This window comes from Agromyces cerinus subsp. cerinus, assembly GCF_900142065.1.
Classification (GTDB): Bacteria; Actinomycetota; Actinomycetes; order Actinomycetales; family Microbacteriaceae; genus Agromyces; species Agromyces cerinus.
The window spans coordinates 102,806-120,352 of the sequence record NZ_FSRJ01000006.1 but is presented as its reverse complement, the minus strand read 5'-3'; the positions used below and the strand labels follow the sequence as shown (position 1 = coordinate 120,352).

Genomic DNA, 17,547 nt, shown 5'->3' with positions numbered 1-17,547 from the left:
CGGGCGGCGGTTTCGCCACCCGGGGCATCCCCTTGAGTTCAAGCGTGCTTGAAGTCGTAGGCTCGACAGGGTGACCGAACCCACCGCAGAGACGCCAGCGCCGCCCTCGACCGACCCCGAGGCGACGAGCGCTGCGATCGCGGCGGGCGCCGCGGCATCCGCTGCGCCGATCGCCGAACCGGTGACGCCCGTGCCCGCCGCCGGTCCGCTGTCGAAGCCGTACCGGTGGCTGTCGATCGGCATGTTCTCGCTCATCTTCCTCGCCGCGTTCGAGGCGATGGCGGTCACGACGATCATGCCGCTCGTGGCCGAGCAGCTCGACGGCGCATCGCTCTTCGCGCTCGCCTTCGCCGTGCCGCTCGCCGCCGGCATCATCGGCATGGTCATCGCGGGCAACTGGACCGACCGCTCGGGGCCGATCCCGTCGCTCCTGGTCTCGGCCGCACTGTTCGTCGTCGGCCTCGTGATCGCCGGCACCGCGGTGAACATGGAGGTCTTCATCGTCGGCCGGTTCGTGCACGGCCTCTCGGGCGCTGCGGTCATCGTGCCGCTCTACGTGATCGTGGGCCGGGTGTACCCGGCGGAGCTCCGGGCCCGGGTCTTCGCCGGCTTCGCCGCGGCCTGGGTGATCCCGTCGATCATCGGCCCGGCGCTCGCCGGTGTCGTCGCCGAGACGTTCAGCTGGCACTGGGTGTTCCTCGGCGTCATCGCGCTCGTCGTGCCCGCCGCCGCGATGATGCTGCCGCCCGTGCTGCGCGTGCGCGACCAGGTGCAGGGTGATCCCTCGGTGCAGTGGAGCATCAGCCGCATGGGCTGGGCGGTGCTCGTGGCCGCCGCGGCACTCGGCGTCTCGCTCGCGAAGGAGCTCGGCGACCCGTGGCGCTGGGTGGTCGCGATCGCCGCGATCGCGCTCGCGGCGTGGGCGGCGCGGCCGCTGCTGCCGCCGGGCACCCTGCGCGCGGCGCGCGGCATGCCGGCGACGGTGCTGCTGAAGCTCATCGTGGCCGGCGCGTTCTTCGGCAGCGAGATCTACCTGCCGTACCTCTTCATCGAGCGCTACGAGTTCTCGCCGAGCCTCGCCGGCGCGGTGCTGACCGGTGCCGGCGTCTCGTGGGCGGCCGCGTCGTGGCTCCAGGGGCGGCTCACTCGGGTGTCGAACACGCAGGCCGTCGTGATCGGCACGATCCTGCTCGCGATCTCGCTCGCGGTCGTGTTCGTCGTCGCCCTGTTCACGCTGGCGCCGGCGATCGCGTTCACGGCGTGGACGCTCGCGGGCGGTGCCATGGGCTTCATGTACCCGCGGTTCTCGGTCGCGGTGCTCGCCCTCTCGCCCGTCTCCGCGCAGGGCTTCAACAGCGCGGCCCTCACCATCTCCGAGTCGCTCGGCGCGGCTATCGCGCTCGCGATCACGGCGCTCGTCTCGAGCGCGCTGGGTTCGGGAATGTTCGCCGCGGACTTCGCCGTGACCGTCGCGATCGCGGTGGTCGCCGTGCTGCTCGCCGGTCGGGTGCGACCGCTCGGCGCGTCCTCGGTCGCGAGCTGAGCCTCGGGGCCGTGCGCCGATCCCGCCATGTGACTGTCACACGTCTCGATGGCGCGCGAAACGACCTCCCCGTGCATAATGGAAGCGCCGCTGATGTGAACGTGCACATCGGGGTGAATGGGTTGGCAGTGACTCCTGAGACTCCCAAAGGGCGGGCGCCCAGCATCCGTGATGTCGCGCGCCTGGCCGAGGTGTCCCACCAGACCGTCTCGCGGGTGCTGAACGACCATCCGAGCATCCGGCCCGAGACCAAGGAGCGCGTCCTCCTCGCCATGGAGACGCTGCAGTACCGGCCGAACCGCGCGGCGCGAGCCCTCGTGACGAGCCGTTCGCACACCATCGGGGTGCTGGCGGCGCGCAGCTCCGAGTACGGCCCAGCGACGAGCATCGCCGCGATCGAGGATGCCGCGCGGGAGCACGGGTACTACGTCAACACCGCGAATCTCGCCACCGTGACGCCGGAGGCCATCACCGATGCCCTCGAGCACCTCATGCTGCAGGCGATCGAGGGGCTCGTCGTCATCGCCCCGCAGGTGCGGGTCTTCGACGTGCTCGCGGCGGCGCCGATCGGCGTGCCGTTCGTGAGCCTGCAGTCGACCGGGCGGAGCGACCACCTCGCCCTCTCGGTGGATCAGGTGACGGGCGCACGCCGCGCCACGCAGCACCTCGTGAGCCTCGGGCACCGCGAGATCGTGCACCTGGCCGGCCCGCAGGACTGGATCGAGGCCGAGGCGCGCATGCGCGGATTCCTCGATGCGGTCTACGATGCCGACCTCACCCTGCACCCGCCGATCCTCGGCGACTGGAGCGCCGACTTCGGCTATTTCGCAGGCCGCGAGCTCAGTCGCACCCGCGACTTCACCGCGGTGTTCGCGGCGAACGACCAGATGGCGATCGGCCTCATGCACGCGTTCCGCGACGCCGGCCTCGACGTGCCGGGTGAGATCAGCGTGGTCGGATTCGACGACATCCCCGTGGCCCAGCACGTGTGGCCGCCGCTCACGACCGTGCACCAGGACTTCCGCGAGGTCGGGCGCCGCGCAGTGGCCCTGCTGCTGAACCAGGTGCACGGGCGCGAGGTGCTCGAGGTCGAGGAGATCGTGCCGCGGCTCGTCGTGCGCGGCTCGTCGGCCCAGGCATCCGGTCACCGCCCCCGTTACACAAGCGTGACTGACTCGGCTTGACAGCGCCGCATCTCGGATGCACCATTGGTCTCGATGTGAACGGTCACACGGATCGCACACAGGTACCGCCCCCGAACGAATGACATCGAGGTCGCACGTGAACCAGTCGCCGACGACACCCCTTGCGGACTCCCGCAGGTCGGGAGGCACCCGATGATGCCGCAGCCGATTCTCGAGATGCGCTCCATCACCAAGGAGTTCCCCGGCGTGAAGGCGCTGTCGGATGTCTCGCTCACCGTGATGCCCGCCGAGATCCACGCGATCTGCGGCGAGAACGGCGCAGGCAAGTCGACCCTCATGAAGGTGCTCTCCGGGGTCTACCCGCACGGCACGTACACGGGGCAGATCATCTTCCGGGGCGAGGAGGTGCAGTTCCGCGACATCCGCCAGAGCGAGAATGCCGGCATCGCGATCATCCACCAGGAGCTCGCCCTCATCCCCGAGCTGTCGATCACCGAGAACATCTTCCTCGGCAACGAGATCAACCACGGCGGTCGCATCGACTGGCGCGCGGCGAAGGTGCGGGCCATCGACCTGCTCGCACGAGTCGGACTCGACGAAGACCCCGACACGCAGATCAAGCACCTCGGCGTCGGCAAGCAGCAGCTCGTCGAGATCGCGAAGGCGCTCGTCAAGGACGTGAAGCTCCTGATCCTCGACGAGCCGACGGCCGCACTCAACGAAGACGACTCGCAGCACCTGCTCGACCTGATCCGCGGCCTGAAGGGCAAGGGCATCGCGTCGATCATGATCTCGCACAAGCTCAACGAGATCGAAGCGGTCGCCGACGAGATCACGATCATCCGCGACGGTCACACGATCGAGACCCTCGACGTGCACGCCGGCGGCGTCGACGAGGACCGCATCATCAAGGGCATGGTGGGCCGCTCGCTCGAGAGTCGGTTCCCCGACCGCACGCCGCACATCGGCGACGTGTTCTTCGAGGTGAAGGACTGGACGATCCAGCACCCGCAGGTGGCCGAGCGGCTCGTGGTCAAGGGTTCGAGCCTCAACGTGCGGCGCGGTGAGATCGTCGGCCTCGCCGGGCTCATGGGCGCAGGGCGCACCGAGCTCGCGATGAGCATCTTCGGGCGCTCCTACGGCACCTACCTCTCGGGCACGATCGTGAAGGACGGCCAGGAGATCGTGCTGAAGGACGTCGAATCGGCGATCGACCACGGTCTCGCGTACGTCAGCGAAGACCGCAAGCAGCTCGGGCTGAACCTGCTCGACACGATCAAGCGATCGGTCGTGTCGGCGAAGCTCTCGAAGATCGCGAAGCGCGGTGTGGTCGACGACTCGCAGGAGTTCGGCATCGCCGAGGGCTACCGCAAGCAGCTGCGCATCAAGACCCCGAGCGTCGACGCGGGCGTCTCCAAGCTCTCGGGCGGCAACCAGCAGAAGGTCGTGCTGGCGAAGTGGATGTTCACCGACCCCGACCTGCTCATCCTCGACGAACCCACCCGCGGCATCGACGTCGGCGCCAAGTACGAGATCTACACGATCATCCAGTCGCTCGCGGCGCAGGGCAAGGGCGTCATCCTCATCTCGAGCGAGCTGCCCGAGCTGCTCGGCATCGCCGACCGCATCTACACGGTGTTCGAAGGCCAGATCACCGACAACATCCCCGCATCCGAAGCCAACCCGGAGGCGCTCATGCGCAGCATGACCTCCGCCAAGAAGAAGGCGAACGCATGAGCACGACGGCGAACGACCCGGCCGCCCAGAAGAAGAAGGGCGGGCTCTCCGACATCCGCAAGATCTTCGGAGGCGGCCAGTCCAGCCTCCGACAGTTCGGCATCCTCGGCAGCCTCATCGTCATCATCGTGATCTTCCAGATCTGGACGAACGGGCTGACGCTCTCGCCGACGAACCTGATCAACGTCGTCAACCAGTACTCCTACATCCTGATCCTCGCGATCGGCATGGTGATGGTCATCATCATGGGCCACATCGACCTGTCGGTCGGCTCGGTCGCGGCGTTCACGGGCATCATCGTGGCCAAGTCCATGGCGGAGTGGAACTTCCCGTGGCCGCTCGCGATCCTCCTGGGCATCGGCGTGGGCGTGTTGATCGGTGCCTGGCAGGGCATGTGGGTCGCGTTCGTCGGAGTGCCGGCGTTCATCGTGACGCTGGCCGGCATGCTCATCTTCCGCGGCGGCAACCAGCTCATCGGCCAGTCGACGACCACGCCCGTACCGCAGGAGTTCGGCATGATCGGCGCAGGGTACCTGCCCGAGCTCGCGCTGCCATTCAACTTCAACGTGCTGACGATGCTGCTCGGCCTCGTGGGTGCCGGCTGGATCGTCTGGAACGAGATCCACCTGCGCCGTCAGCAGAAGAAGATGGGCTCCGACTCGGCGCCCCTCTGGGTGAGCGTCGTCAAGGTCATCGTGCTCGCGGGCGTCATCCTCTGGGCAGCGTGGCTCTTCGCCACCGGCCGCCCCGGCACGAGCTTCCCGATCTCGGGCATCATCCTCGTGGTGCTCGTCATCCTCTACTCGTTCATCACCCGCAACACGATCTTCGGCCGCCACATCTACGCGGTCGGCGGCAACCGCCTCGCCGCGACGCTCTCGGGCGTCAAGGACCGCCGGGTCGACTTCTTCGTGATGATGAACATGTCGGTGCTCGCCTCCGTCGCCGGCATGATCTACGTGGCGCGCGCCACGGCCTCCGGCCCCCAGGACGGCAACGGCTGGGAGCTCGACGCCATCGCGGCCGTCTTCATCGGCGGCGCGGCGGTCTCCGGCGGCATCGGCACCGTGATCGGCTCGATCGTCGGTGGTCTCGTGATGGCCTTCCTCAACAACGGCCTGCAGCTCATCGGCGCCGGCGCCGACGTGGTGCAGATCATCAAGGGTCTCGTGCTCCTCCTCGCCGTCGGCGTCGACGTCTGGAGCAAGCGCCAGGGCCGCCCGTCGATCCTCGGGCTCTGGTCGGGCCGCCGCAAGGCGCGCCTCGAGACCCAGGCCCCCGACGAGGCTCCGACCGTCGCCCCCACCAACCAGGCCAACGTGTCCTCGCTGCCCGAGGACCTCACCCGGCGCTGAGTCGCCCGCAGCGGCATCCGCTCGAACTCATCCACATCGTCACCTCCGAGTAGTCCTGCAATTCCCATCGAGAAAGTGAAAGATCAATGAAGAAAATCACTCTTGCGGCCACAGCGATCGCCGCAGTCGCAGCCTTGGCGCTCGCCGGCTGCTCGTCCGACCGCGGTGGTGGAGAATCGACCGACGGCGCCTCCGGCTCCGCCGGCTTCGCCGCCGACTCGACGATCGGCATCGCCCTTCCCGACAAGACGTCGGAGAACTGGGTGCTGGCCGGCGGTCTCTTCGAAGACGGCCTCGCCGACGCCGGGTTCAAGGGCGACGTGCAGTACGCACCCGCCTCGAACACCGTCGCGGAGCAGCAGAACCAGATCTCGGCCATGGTCACCAACGGCGCGAAGGTCATCGTCATCGGCGCGAAGGACGGCAAGCAGCTCGGCACGCAGCTGCAGCAGGCCGCCGACGCCGGCGTCACGATCATCGCCTACGACCGCCTGATCGAGAACACGGAGAACGTCGACTACTACGTCGCGTTCGACAACTTCAAGGTCGGCGAGCTCCAGGGCCAGGCCCTGCTCGACGGTCTCGCCGCGCGCTCGGGCCACGAGGCTCCGTGGAACGTCGAGCTCTTCTCGGGCTCGCCCGACGACGCCAACTCGGCCGTGTTCTTCGACGGCGCCATGAAGGTGCTGCAGCCGAAGATCGACGACGGCACGCTCGTCGTCGTCTCGGGTCAGACCGACATCGCCCAGACCGCGACCCAGGGCTGGGAGGCCGAGAACGCTCAGAGCCGCATGGACTCGCTGCTCGCCGCGAACTACGGCGACAAGAACGTCGACGGCGTGCTCTCGCCGAACGACAACCTCGCTCGGGCGATCATCACCTCGACCAAGCAGGCCGGCAAGGACATCTCGAAGGTGACCGTCACCGGTCAGGACTCCGAGGTCGAGTCGGTCAAGTCGATCATGGCGGGCGAGCAGTACTCGACCATCAACAAGGACACCAACCTCCTCGTGGAGCAGACGATCAAGATGATCCAGCAGCTCCAGAAGGGCGAAGAGGTCGACGTCAACGACACCGAGCAGTACGACAACGGCGTGAAGATCGTTCCCTCGTACCTGCTGGACCCGGTCATCGTGACGAAGGAGAACGCGGCTGAGGCGTACGCCAACAACCCGAACCTCCTCGACATCGTGAACGCGGCCGGCTAGTCACCTGCAGCACGATGGCCCTCGCTCCTTCGGGAGCGAGGGCCATCGTCGTGTGCGGCGGGTGAGGGGATGCCGCGGCATCCGCCCACCCGTCTCGGCTACGCCTGCTGGCTGTAGTCGGGCAGCTCCTGCAGGGTCCAGCGGTTGCCGTCGGGGTCCTTCAGCGTGACGAAGCGGCCCCAGGCCTGCTCGTCGACGCCCTCGGCCTCGACGCCCTTGGCGCGGAGCTCGGCGAGCACGGCGTCGGCGTCGGGGATGACGACCTGGATCGAGTCCTGCTGCCCGGGCTGCAGGCTGCCGCCCATTCCCTCGCCGAACGCGATCGAGCAGGCCGACCCGGGCGGGGTCAACTGCACGAAGCGCAGGCTCTCGCTGACCCGGTGGTCGTGATCGGCGTTGAAGCCGAGCTTGTCGACGTAGAACGCCTTCGCCCGATCGACATCGGTGACGGGCACGTAGATGAGCTCGATCTTCCAGTCCATGGTGACTCCTCGTAGGGGTGTGGTGCGATCCGTCCCATCGAATCGCCTACTTCCACGGTAGGCAACGAAGCGGTCAGTTTCCGTCCGCATTCGAAGAGCAGCGGATGCCGCGGCCCTCGAGTGGAAGGATGGACGCATGGCATTGCACATCACGGGGGAGCAGGCCGCCGACGCGCTGCTCAGCGACGACGCGTTCGCGCTGCTCACGGGAATGCTCCTCGACCAGCAGGTGACCATGGAGTCGGCGTTCGCCGGACCCGAGAAGGTCCGCACCCGCATCGGCTCGATCGACCCCGAGACCATCGCGGGTTACGATCCCGAGGCCTTCGTCGAGGTGTTCAAGCAGACGCCGGCGGTGCACCGCTTCCCGGGCTCGATGGCCGGTCGCGTGCAGGCGCTCGCGTCGGCGATCGTCGACGACTGGGGCGGCGAGGCATCCGCTCTCTGGACCCAGGGCGAGCCGAGCGGTGCCGAGGTGCTCGCGCGGCTGAAGGCCCTGCCGGGCTTCGGCGACCAGAAGGCGAAGATCTTCCTCGCGCTGCTCGGCAAGCAGTGCGGGCTCACCGCGCCGGGCTGGCGCGAAGCGGCCGGGTCGTACGGCGACGAGGGCGCGTTCCGCTCGGTCGCCGACATCGTCGACCCCGAGTCGCTCGCCAAGGTGCGGGCGACGAAGCAGGCGGCCAAGGCCGCGGCGAAGGCCGCGAAGACGAGCTAGCGGCGCCGCACGAGGGTGCTCGTCGGCGAAGCCGGTACCGAAGTACCGAAGTGCCGAAGTGCCGGGCTCTCGGATGTGGTGCGCCAAGGCGTCGGCGAGGAGTCCTGGCTCGGCGAGCGTGAACGGCTGAGTGGGCGCAGCGTGTCGCGCGGGTGCGTCAGGCGTGGAGTGTCGTCTAGTCGACGAGGAACCCCGCGATCGCGAGCGCCATCGCCTTCGGCTCCCAGGCGTGATCGGCCGCGGGCACGGTGCCGCGGAACGCGTGCGGCAGGCTCGTGACGAGCGAGTCGGCCGCGGGTGTCATGAGGTCGAGGGTCTGCTCGCCGACGAGCACGAGCGTCGGCTGCGTGATGCCGGCCCAGAGCGCCGGCCGCGCCGCGCTCTGCGTCCAGGCGAGCGCCTCGGAGTCGGGCTCGAGGCTCGGGCCCATCGCGGTCATGATCGGCCAGCCCGGGCTCGCCTTCGCGCCCGCGAGCCACTCGGGCGGCATGTCCTTCATGAAGTACTCGATGGTGGCATCGCCGTCGCCGGCCTCGATGCGCTCGCGCAGCCCGCCGAGGCACTCCGCGCCGTCGGTGCCGAGCTCGGCGTTCAGCGGCACCTCCCACAGCACGAGCTTCGAGACCGCGAGACCGGATGCCGCGGCCGCGAGCGCGATCGCCCCGCCCGAGGAGCTGCCGAAGAGGGCGACGGCGTCGTCGGCGCCCTCGGTGGCCACGTCGATGAGGGCGCGCAGGTCGTCGAGGGTCTGACCGAGCGTGATCGGCGCCGCCGCCGGGCTCTCGCCTCGCCCGCGCCGGTCGTAGTGGTACACGGTGAACCCGTGCCGGGCGAGTTCGCCCGCCATCTCGACGGTCGCCGGGTCGAACGCGCGGAACTGCATCGCGCCGTCGACGAGGATCACCGGCGGCCCGGAGCCCTGCCGGTCGTAGGCGATGCGCGTGCCGTCTGCGGAGGTCGCGAACTCGGTCATCGGATGCCCCTTCGTCTCGCTCGAGGTCAGGCTACGCCGTCGCTCGCGTCGGGACAACGACTGTTACCGATAACTACGCTGGCCTGCCGAACAGGTCGTCTCGCGACGACTCACCCGAGAAAAGTCTTGCACTGGCGTCAAAACTCCATCAGGATGACCGTTGATACCGCTAACAATTGCGATCGACACTTGGAGCCAAGGATGCCTTCACCACGTTTCATCGACCGACTCGGCAGGATCGGCCTCGCGGGTGTGCTCGCGGCCGGCGCGCTGATCCCGATCACGGCGGCGTCGGCCTCGGCCGCCCCGTTCGGCGTGGCCGCCTCCGGCGCACGCGCGGCCGCGACATCCGAGGGGCTGCTGACGCTCACCTCGAAGCAGCTCGAGGTCGCGGTCTCGGCGGCGTTCCCACAGGTCGTGGGCTACACCCACCGGGCGACGGATGCCTCGATCGCCGGCAACCCCGACGTGCTCACGAGCCTCGTGGTGAACGGCGCGGCGGAGCCGGTGACCGTCTCGTCCGAGCAGGTCGACGGGCACACCGTCGACTACACGCTCACCCCGACGAACCTCGGCGGCGTCGTGATCGAGGCGCGGCTGAGCCTGAAGCGCAACGTCGTCACGTTCGCCGTGACCGGCATCACCGACCCCGACGCGGTCGTGCGCACCCTGCAGATCCCCGGCCAGAATCTCGTGACCGTGTCGTCGGCCGATGCCGGGGCGTCCGTCGCCGCGGCGAACCTCTCGGTCAACCGCAACGTCTCGGGCGACACGTTCATCCCGGTGACGCCCGCGACGCCGCTCGACGCGAGCGCGAAGTCGTCGAACGCGATCATCGTGAACACGGGGCAGCTCGCTGCGGCGTTCGCGACGAACTCGCTCTACGACACCTCGTCGGGCCCGGGCAACAAGGACTCCGGCAACTTCTGGCGTCAGGCCGTGAGCGACGGCGCCGGCGGCGTCGAGGTCGGCGTCTCGAGCGGGCAGTGGCTCATCCGGGCCGACCGCTCCACCACGACCGAAGAGCTGCCCTGGGTGAAGGTCGCCATCACGCCCGACGCCAACGCCGACGGCACCGTCGACTGGCAGGACGGCGCGATCGCGATGCGCGATATCCGCGTGGCCCCGTTCAAGGGCGACGAGACGCCCGACAACGTCGTGACCCACATCCCGTTCAACTTCGCCTCGCAGGCGACGCACCCGTTCCTGCGCACCCTCGACGACGTGAAGCGCGTCTCGCTCGCGACCGACGGCCTCGGCCAGGTCGCGATGCTGAAGGGCTACACGAGCGAGGGCCACGACTCGGCGAACACCGACTACGGCGACAACTTCAACGAGCGGGCCGGCGGCCTCGACGACCTCAACACCCTGCTGAAGCGCGGCGAGAAGTGGAACGCCTCGTTCGGCGTGCACGTGAACGCCACCGAGATCTACCCCGAGGCGAAGTCGTTCAGCGACGAGCTCGCCGACGAGAACGCCAAGGGATGGAACTGGCTCGACCAGTCCTATTACATGGACCAGCGCGAGGACATCGTCTCGGGCACGCTCGACGAGCGCATCGGCGAACTCGCCGACGCGACCGACGACAACCTCGACTTCGTCTACGTCGACGTGTACTACCAGTTCGGCTGGCTCGCGCAGAAGATCCAGGACTCGCTCGTCGACCACGACTTCCGCGTCGGCTCGGAGTGGGCCGACAAGCTCAGCGAGAACAACACGTGGTCGCACTGGGCGAACGACGAGAAGTACGGCGGCACCGACAACAAGGGCGTGAACTCCCAGATCCTGCGGTTCGTGAACAACTCGCAGTCCGACGTCTGGAACCCCGACCCCAAGCTCGGCGCCACGCACATCATCGAGTTCGAGGGCTGGACCGGCCAGAACGACTTCGACGGGTTCCTCACGAACGTGTGGACCGCGAACCTGCCGGCGAAGTTCCTCCAGCACGAGGAGATCACCAAGTGGACGCCCGAGCGCATCGAGCTCACCGGTGACGTGAGCGTGACCGGCGCCACGGCGGCCGAGCGCAACATCACCGTCGACGGCGCGAGCGTGCTGCAGGGCGGCACCTACCTGCTGCCGTGGTCGTCGGAGGAGAACGACGAGCACGACAAGCTCTACCACTACAACCCGGCGGGCGGCGCGACCACCTGGACCCTCACCGACGAGTTCGCGGGCAACCGCTCGCTGCAGCTCTTCAAGCTCACCGACACCGGTCGCGAGAAGGTGGCGGATGTCGCCGTCGTCGACGGCCAGGTCACGATCGAAGCGGATGCCGCGCAGGCCTACGTGCTCACGGGCGGCAGCACGTCGACCGCTGCGAGCGAGCTGCCGAAGAAGACCGAGTTCGGCGACGGCACCGTCGTGGCCGACCCCGGGTTCAACGCCGGCACGCTCGACGCCTGGAACCCCACCGGCGGCGCCGCGCCGCTGCGCGACGAGCTCGGGCGGCGCTTCGCGACCCTCGGCACCGAGGCCTCCTCGATCAGCCAGAAGCTCGACAAGCTGCCCGCGGGCACCTACTCGGTGGGTGCCTGGGTCGAGGTCGAGCCGGGTGAGACCCGCTCGACGACCCTCTCGGTCGACGTGCCGAAGGGCGAGTCGCAGTCCGTCACGGTCGACTCCTCGGGGGCGACGAACTACGTCGCCGCCGATGACAAGACCGGCACGAACCTGCAGCGACTGCGGGTGCTGATCGACGTGCCGAAGGGCGGGGTGAGGCCCACGCTCACCATCGCGGCCGAGGCTGGCGAGGCATCCGTCACGATCGATGACGTGCGCGTCGTCGAGACCAGCCGCGCAGACCTCGGCGAGGGCGAGGTCTACGCCGAGGACTTCGAGGACGTCGACTTCGGCTGGGGCCCGTTCATCAAGGGCGACGCCGGTGGATCGACCGACCCGCGCACGCACATCGCCGGCCGCAACGAGCCGTTCACCCAGCAGGGCTGGAACGACCGACCGGTCGACATGGTGCTGAACGGCGACTGGTCGCTCATGGCGCATGAGGAGAACCGTGGCCCCGGCGGCGGCCCCGGCATGGTCTACCGCACCTCGGAGTACACGATCCCGTTCGAGCCCGGTCACAGCTACCGGGTGTCGTTCGACTACCAGAGCTCGAAGGCGGGGGAGTACGCCTGGGTCTCGGGCTACGACCGTGCGGCCGGCCCCGCGGTGACCGCCTCGACGACCTTCGGCGAGGCGACCGACACGACCCGGTTCAGCCAGACGATCGACGCCGGCTTCTGCGGCGACACCTTCGTGGGGCTCTCGCGCACCGGCTCGGCCGACGGCGCCGAGCTGATGCTCGACGACCTGCTCGTCGAAGACCTCGGTGCGTCGAGCGCCGTGCCCGCCTGCGCCCAGCTCACGGCCGGGCTCACGCCCGACGTGATCGAGCAGGGCGTCGCTTCGGAGTTCGTGACGACGTTCACCTCCGACGAGGCAGCCGACATCGCCGACGTCGCGGTCACCCTCGAGGTGCCCGAGGGCTGGACGGCAGAGGCGACGGATGCCGCTGCGGCCGCCACCCTCGCATCGGGCGACTCGCTCGTCACCCACTGGAACGTCGTCGCACCGGCGAGTGCCGACGGCAGCTACACCTTCACCGCGAACGCCTCGTACTCGACCACCGTCGAGCCGATCGGCGAGCGCACCATCTCGACGGAGACCACCGTGCGGACCCTCCCGGGCCCGCCGCAGGCCGACGTGTTCGCGAGCGACCACCCGTGGGTGAGCGCGACGAACGGGTGGGGCCCGGTCGAGCGCGACCGGTCGAACGGCGAGCAGGGCGAGGGCGACGGCACGCCGATCACGCTGGCCGGCGTCGTCTACGAGAAGGGGCTCGGCACGCACGCGCCGAGCAGCGTTCGCTACTACCTCGGCGGCTACTGCACGGCGTTCACCGCGCAGGTCGGCGTCGACGACGTGCAGAAGACGCGCGGCTCGGTGCAGTTCTCCGTGGTCGCCGACGGTCGCACGGTCGTGACCACGCCGGTGCTCGGCGCCACTTCGGCGACCGTGCCGATCAACGCCGACATCGCCGGGGCGCAGTACGTCGACCTGATCGTCGGCACCACGCCCGACGGCAACGGCAACGACCACGCCGACTGGGCCGACGCGAAGTTCGACTGCTCCGACCAGGCGACCGAGCCCGGCGGCCCGACCGCACCGGTCGGCACCGTGTTCGTGAGCGACCTGCCCTTCGTGTCGTCGACGAACGGGTGGGGTCCGGTCGAACGCGACCTCTCCAACGGAGAGGATGCCGCGGGCGACGGGTTCCCGTTGAAGATCGGCGGAGTGACGTTCGCCAAGGGGCTCGGCACGCACGCCGATTCGAGTGTGAAGGTGCTGGCCGGCGGCGTGTGCTCGGCGTTCACCGCGACCGTCGGCCTCGACGACTCGCACGACGCGAAGAAGAACGGCGACGTGATCTTCATCGTGAAGGGCGACGGCGTCGAACTCGCCCGCACGGGCGTCATCACCTGGTCCGACCCGGGGCAGGCGCTGAACGTCGACGTCACGGGCGTCGAGCAGCTCGAGCTCGTCGTCGATCGCAATGCCGACGACGCGGGCGACGATCACGCCGATTGGGGGAACGCGACGCTCGTGTGCGCGTCGTGATCGTGTAGGCAAGTCTTCGGGTGACGACGGGCGGATCGGGGGGTCCGCGAGTGGCCGGTGAGCAGCATGGATGCCTCACCGGCCACTTCTCCGTGCGCCCTTCTGCGGGTTGAGCTGGTCGAAACCCACCCGCGAGAAGGTTTCGACAAGCTCAACCAACAGAAGGGCAGAGCTCAACCGGCAGAGGGGCGCGTCGCGCCGCGGCGATGTCGGTGGGTGGTGGCAGTGTGGGAGGCACAACACCACATGTAGGGGTCAGGTGGGTCGAGCACCCCCAAGTCTTCCGATTCGCGACACGCCCGGAATTCGTCCACAGGGCAAGAGATTTCGAACTCGGCGGGTGTGGATAACCCCGGTCGAAGCCGCGAGAATCCGCCGGTCACCGAGGCATCCGCTGTTCATAACCCGTGGATAACCCGGTGGATAACTACACGAATGTAACTACAGCATGTTGTGGCAGTCGTGTTCCGCAAACACTAGATGTAGTATTGAAGTACGAAATGCAACACCGGGGGACAGGCTCCTCCAGAGCCTGAGAACGAGGGGAAAACAATGACGGTCACGGTCTACACCAAGCCTTCTTGCGTCCAGTGCAACGCGACATATCGCGCCCTCGACAGTAAGGGCATCGAGTACGAAGTGCTCGACCTCTCTGTCGACGAGAGCGCCCTTGCGCAGGTCAAAGAGCTGGGCTACCTGCAGGCCCCGGTCGTCATCACCGACGAAGGCCACTGGTCGGGATTCCGTCCCGACAAGATCGACGAACTCGCCTCCCGCCTGAGCTGATTGCCTTGGCATAGCAGCGGCCGGTGAGCTCGGGGGAGTGAACCGGTGGAGAACGCAGTCGCGAAGGACGCACCATGACGAATCTGGTCTACTTCTCGAGCGTCTCGGGCAACACGAAGCGCTTCATCGAGAAGCTCGGCCGCCCTGCGGCCCGCATCCCGCTGCACGCGCGTGAGGAAGCACTGCACGTCGACGAGCCCTACGTGCTCGTCGTGCCGACCTATGGCGGCGGCGACGGCAAGGGTGCCGTTCCGAAGCAGGTCATCCGCTTCCTGAACGATCCCGACAACCGCTCGAACATCCGCGGCGTCATCAGCGCGGGCAACACCAACTTCGGTACGGCCTTCTGTCTGGCCGGCGACATCATCGCCGCCAAGACGGGAGTGCCGCACCTCTACCGCTTCGAAGTATTCGGAACACCAGACGACGTTCGCGCCGTCGACGATGGATTGGACGCATTTTGGCAAACACAGCGACAACTGACGGCGTAGCGCTCATCGACGCACCTCGTTCGGCGAGCGGCATGGACTACCACTCGCTCAACGCGATGCTGAACCTCTACGGCCCGAACGGCGAGATCCAGTTCGACAAAGACCGTGAAGCGGCGCGCGAGTACTTCCTGCAGCACGTCAACCAGAACACCGTCTTCTTCCACTCGCTGAAGGAGCGCCTCGACTACCTCGTCGAGAAGGAGTACTACGAGCAGGCCGTGCTCGACCAGTACTCGTTCGAGTTCATCACCAAGCTCAACGACCTGGCGTACTCGAAGAAGTTCCGCTTCGAGACCTTCCTCGGCGCGTTCAAGTACTACACGAGCTACACGCTGAAGACGTTCGACGGCAAGCGCTACCTCGAGCGCTTCGAAGACCGCGTCGTCATGACGGCCCTCGGCCTCGCGCAGGGCGACGAGAAGCTCGCCGTCAACCTCGTCGAAGAGATCATCGGCGGCCGCTTCCAGCCGGCCACCCCGACCTTCCTCAACACGGGCAAGGCCCAGCGCGGCGAGCTCGTCTCGTGCTTCCTGCTCCGCATCGAAGACAACATGGAGTCGATCTCGCGCGGCATCAACTCCGCCCTGCAGCTCTCGAAGCGCGGCGGCGGCGTGGCCCTCTCGCTCTCGAACATCCGCGAGGCCGGCGCCCCGATCAAGCAGATCGAGAACCAGTCGAGCGGCATCATCCCCGTGATGAAGCTCCTCGAAGACTCCTTCAGCTACGCCAACCAGCTCGGTGCCCGCCAGGGCGCCGGCGCGGTGTACCTGAACGCGCACCACCCCGACATCATGCGGTTCCTCGACACCAAGCGCGAGAACGCCGACGAGAAGATCCGCATCAAGACGCTGTCGCTCGGCGTCGTCGTGCCCGACATCACGTTCGAGCTCGCCAAGAACGGCGAAGACATGTACCTCTTCTCGCCGTACGACGTCGAGAAGGTCTACGGCAAGCCGTTCGGCGACATCTCGGTCACCGAGAAGTACCGCGAGATGGTCGACAACCCGCGCATCAAGAAGACCAAGATCAACGCGCGCGAGTTCTTCCAGACGATCGCCGAGATCCAGTTCGAGAGCGGCTACCCCTACATCGTGTTCGAAGACACGGTGAACAAGGCGAACCCCATCAAGGGCCGCATCAACATGTCGAACCTGTGCTCCGAGATCCTGCAGGTCAACACGCCGACGACGTACAACGAAGACCTGTCGTACAACGAGATCGGCAAGGACATCTCGTGCAACCTCGGCTCGCTGAACATCGCGCTGACGATGGACTCGCCCGACTTCGGCAAGACCGTCGACACCGCCATCCGCGGCCTCACCGCCGTGTCGAACATGAGCCACATCACCTCGGTGCGTTCGATCGAAGACGGCAACGACAAGTCGCACGCCATCGGCCTCGGCCAGATGAACCTGCACGGCTACCTCGCTCGTGAGCGCATCTTCTACGGCAGCGAAGAGGGCATCGACTTCACGAACATCTACTTCTACACGGTGCTGTTCCACGCGCTGCGCGCGTCGAACGCCATCGCGAAGGAGCGCGGCGAGACCTTCGTCGGCTTCGAGGACTCGAAGTACGCCTCGGGCGAGTTCTTCGACAAGTACACGGATGCCGCGTGGGTGCCCGCGACCGCCAAGGTCACGCAGCTCTTCGCCGACTCCAACGTGCACATCCCGACGCAGGAGGACTGGAAGGCGCTGAAGGCCTCCATCCAGGAGCACGGCATCTACAACCAGAACCTGCAGGCCGTGCCGCCGACCGGGTCGATCTCGTACATCAACAACTCGACGGCCTCGATCCACCCGATCGCGTCGAAGATCGAGATCCGTAAAGAGGGCAAGCTCGGTCGCGTCTACTACCCGGCTGCGTTCATGACGAACGACAACCTCGAGTACTACCAGGACGCCTACGAGATCGGCTACGAGAAGGTCATCGACACCTACGCCGCGGCGACGCAGCACGTCGACCAGGGCCTCTCGCTCACCCTGTTCTTCAAGGACACGGCGACGACGCGCGACATCAACAAGGCGCAGATCTACGCATGGAAGAAGGGGATCAAGACGATCTACTACATCCGCTTGCGTCAGATGGCCCTTGAGGGCACCGAGCTGGAGATGTGCGTCAGCTGCGCGCTGTAGAAACAAATTTGGGGCCAAGCTGCGCTAACAACTTGGCCCCATCAACAAACCGCGGAGGCTGCTGACGATTTCGAAAACCGTCTAATCAGCCTACATGAGTTGTAGCTCAGCAACAGTTGGGCGCTCATACCGCGGACGACGCCGGCAGATGCCGGAGAGAGGAGCCAACATGGCTTCAGTCAACCGCAGTTCAAACACCGGTCGTTTCGTTTCGAACGCGACCGCCGCACGCTGGCCTCAGTACACGATCCACGAACAGGTCGGTACAGGGACCGGGAACTCGCGTGTCGTTCGCCGTGATGCTGGGTCTGGCAGGTTCGTCAGTCCTGAAGAAGCTGCACAGAACACGAGGCG

The 17,547-nt window shown here is 67.3% G+C and carries 12 protein-coding genes; 10 read left to right on the top strand and 2 right to left on the bottom strand.

The features are described 5' to 3' along the window. Window positions 1-70: 70 nt before the first annotated feature. The 5 genes from BUR99_RS19235 to BUR99_RS19215 all read left to right on the top strand — a co-directional run bounded on the left by BUR99_RS19235 (window position 71) and on the right by BUR99_RS19215 (window position 6,988). On the top strand, window positions 71-1,543 hold the full coding sequence (locus BUR99_RS19235) for an MFS transporter (protein WP_234980930.1): 1,473 nt from the start codon (window positions 71-73) through the stop codon (window positions 1,541-1,543). Between the two features lie 95 nt (window positions 1,544-1,638). Continuing rightward, entirely contained in the window at window positions 1,639-2,727 is a 1,089-nt protein-coding gene (locus tag BUR99_RS19230) for a LacI family DNA-binding transcriptional regulator (RefSeq protein WP_074262013.1), read from the top strand. Between the two features lie 156 nt (window positions 2,728-2,883). After that, entirely contained in the window at window positions 2,884-4,425 is a 1,542-nt protein-coding gene (gene mmsA / locus BUR99_RS19225) for a multiple monosaccharide ABC transporter ATP-binding protein (protein ID WP_074262012.1), read from the top strand. Continuing rightward, complete coding sequence (gene mmsB, locus BUR99_RS19220; RefSeq protein ID WP_074262011.1) at window positions 4,422-5,780, top strand: multiple monosaccharide ABC transporter permease; 1,359 nt, start codon at window positions 4,422-4,424, stop codon at window positions 5,778-5,780. The genes mmsA and mmsB overlap by 4 nt, the downstream gene beginning before the upstream one ends. 86 nt (window positions 5,781-5,866) lie before the next feature. Further along, complete coding sequence (locus BUR99_RS19215; RefSeq protein ID WP_074262010.1) at window positions 5,867-6,988, top strand: substrate-binding domain-containing protein; 1,122 nt, start codon at window positions 5,867-5,869, stop codon at window positions 6,986-6,988. 98 nt (window positions 6,989-7,086) lie between these two features. Here BUR99_RS19215 and BUR99_RS19210 read toward each other — a convergent pair whose 3' ends face one another. Then, window positions 7,087-7,470, bottom strand: coding sequence for a glyoxalase superfamily protein (locus BUR99_RS19210; protein WP_074262009.1), 384 nt, complete (start codon window positions 7,468-7,470; stop codon window positions 7,087-7,089). A 136-nt stretch (window positions 7,471-7,606) separates the two neighbouring features. On the opposite strand from BUR99_RS19210, the gene BUR99_RS19205 reads away from it, so the two are divergent. Next, window positions 7,607-8,185, top strand: a complete 579-nt coding sequence (locus BUR99_RS19205) for an HhH-GPD-type base excision DNA repair protein (RefSeq protein WP_074262008.1) — start codon at window positions 7,607-7,609, stop codon at window positions 8,183-8,185. A gap of 175 nt (window positions 8,186-8,360) precedes the next feature. On the opposite strand, the gene BUR99_RS19200 is transcribed toward BUR99_RS19205, so the two are convergent. After that, entirely contained in the window at window positions 8,361-9,158 is a 798-nt protein-coding gene (locus BUR99_RS19200; RefSeq protein WP_074262007.1) for an alpha/beta fold hydrolase, read from the bottom strand. A gap of 201 nt (window positions 9,159-9,359) precedes the next feature. On the opposite strand from BUR99_RS19200, the gene BUR99_RS19195 reads away from it, so the two are divergent. From BUR99_RS19195 to nrdE, 4 genes are all read left to right on the top strand, one after another. Further along, the gene (locus BUR99_RS19195) at window positions 9,360-13,778 is read left to right on the top strand and encodes an endo-alpha-N-acetylgalactosaminidase family protein (protein WP_234980929.1); all 4,419 of its coding nucleotides are present in this window, start codon (window positions 9,360-9,362) and stop codon (window positions 13,776-13,778) included. A gap of 552 nt (window positions 13,779-14,330) precedes the next feature. Continuing rightward, window positions 14,331-14,564, top strand: coding sequence for a glutaredoxin-like protein NrdH (gene nrdH / locus BUR99_RS19190; protein WP_074262005.1), 234 nt, complete (start codon window positions 14,331-14,333; stop codon window positions 14,562-14,564). A gap of 74 nt (window positions 14,565-14,638) precedes the next feature. Next, window positions 14,639-15,055 (top strand): class Ib ribonucleoside-diphosphate reductase assembly flavoprotein NrdI, encoded by a 417-nt coding sequence (nrdI, locus tag BUR99_RS19185; protein ID WP_074262004.1) that lies wholly within the window; start codon window positions 14,639-14,641, stop codon window positions 15,053-15,055. A 32-nt stretch (window positions 15,056-15,087) separates the two neighbouring features. Next, window positions 15,088-17,193, top strand: a complete 2,106-nt coding sequence (gene nrdE, locus BUR99_RS19180; RefSeq protein WP_074262003.1) for a class 1b ribonucleoside-diphosphate reductase subunit alpha — start codon at window positions 15,088-15,090, stop codon at window positions 17,191-17,193. Window positions 17,194-17,547: the final 354 nt, after the last annotated feature.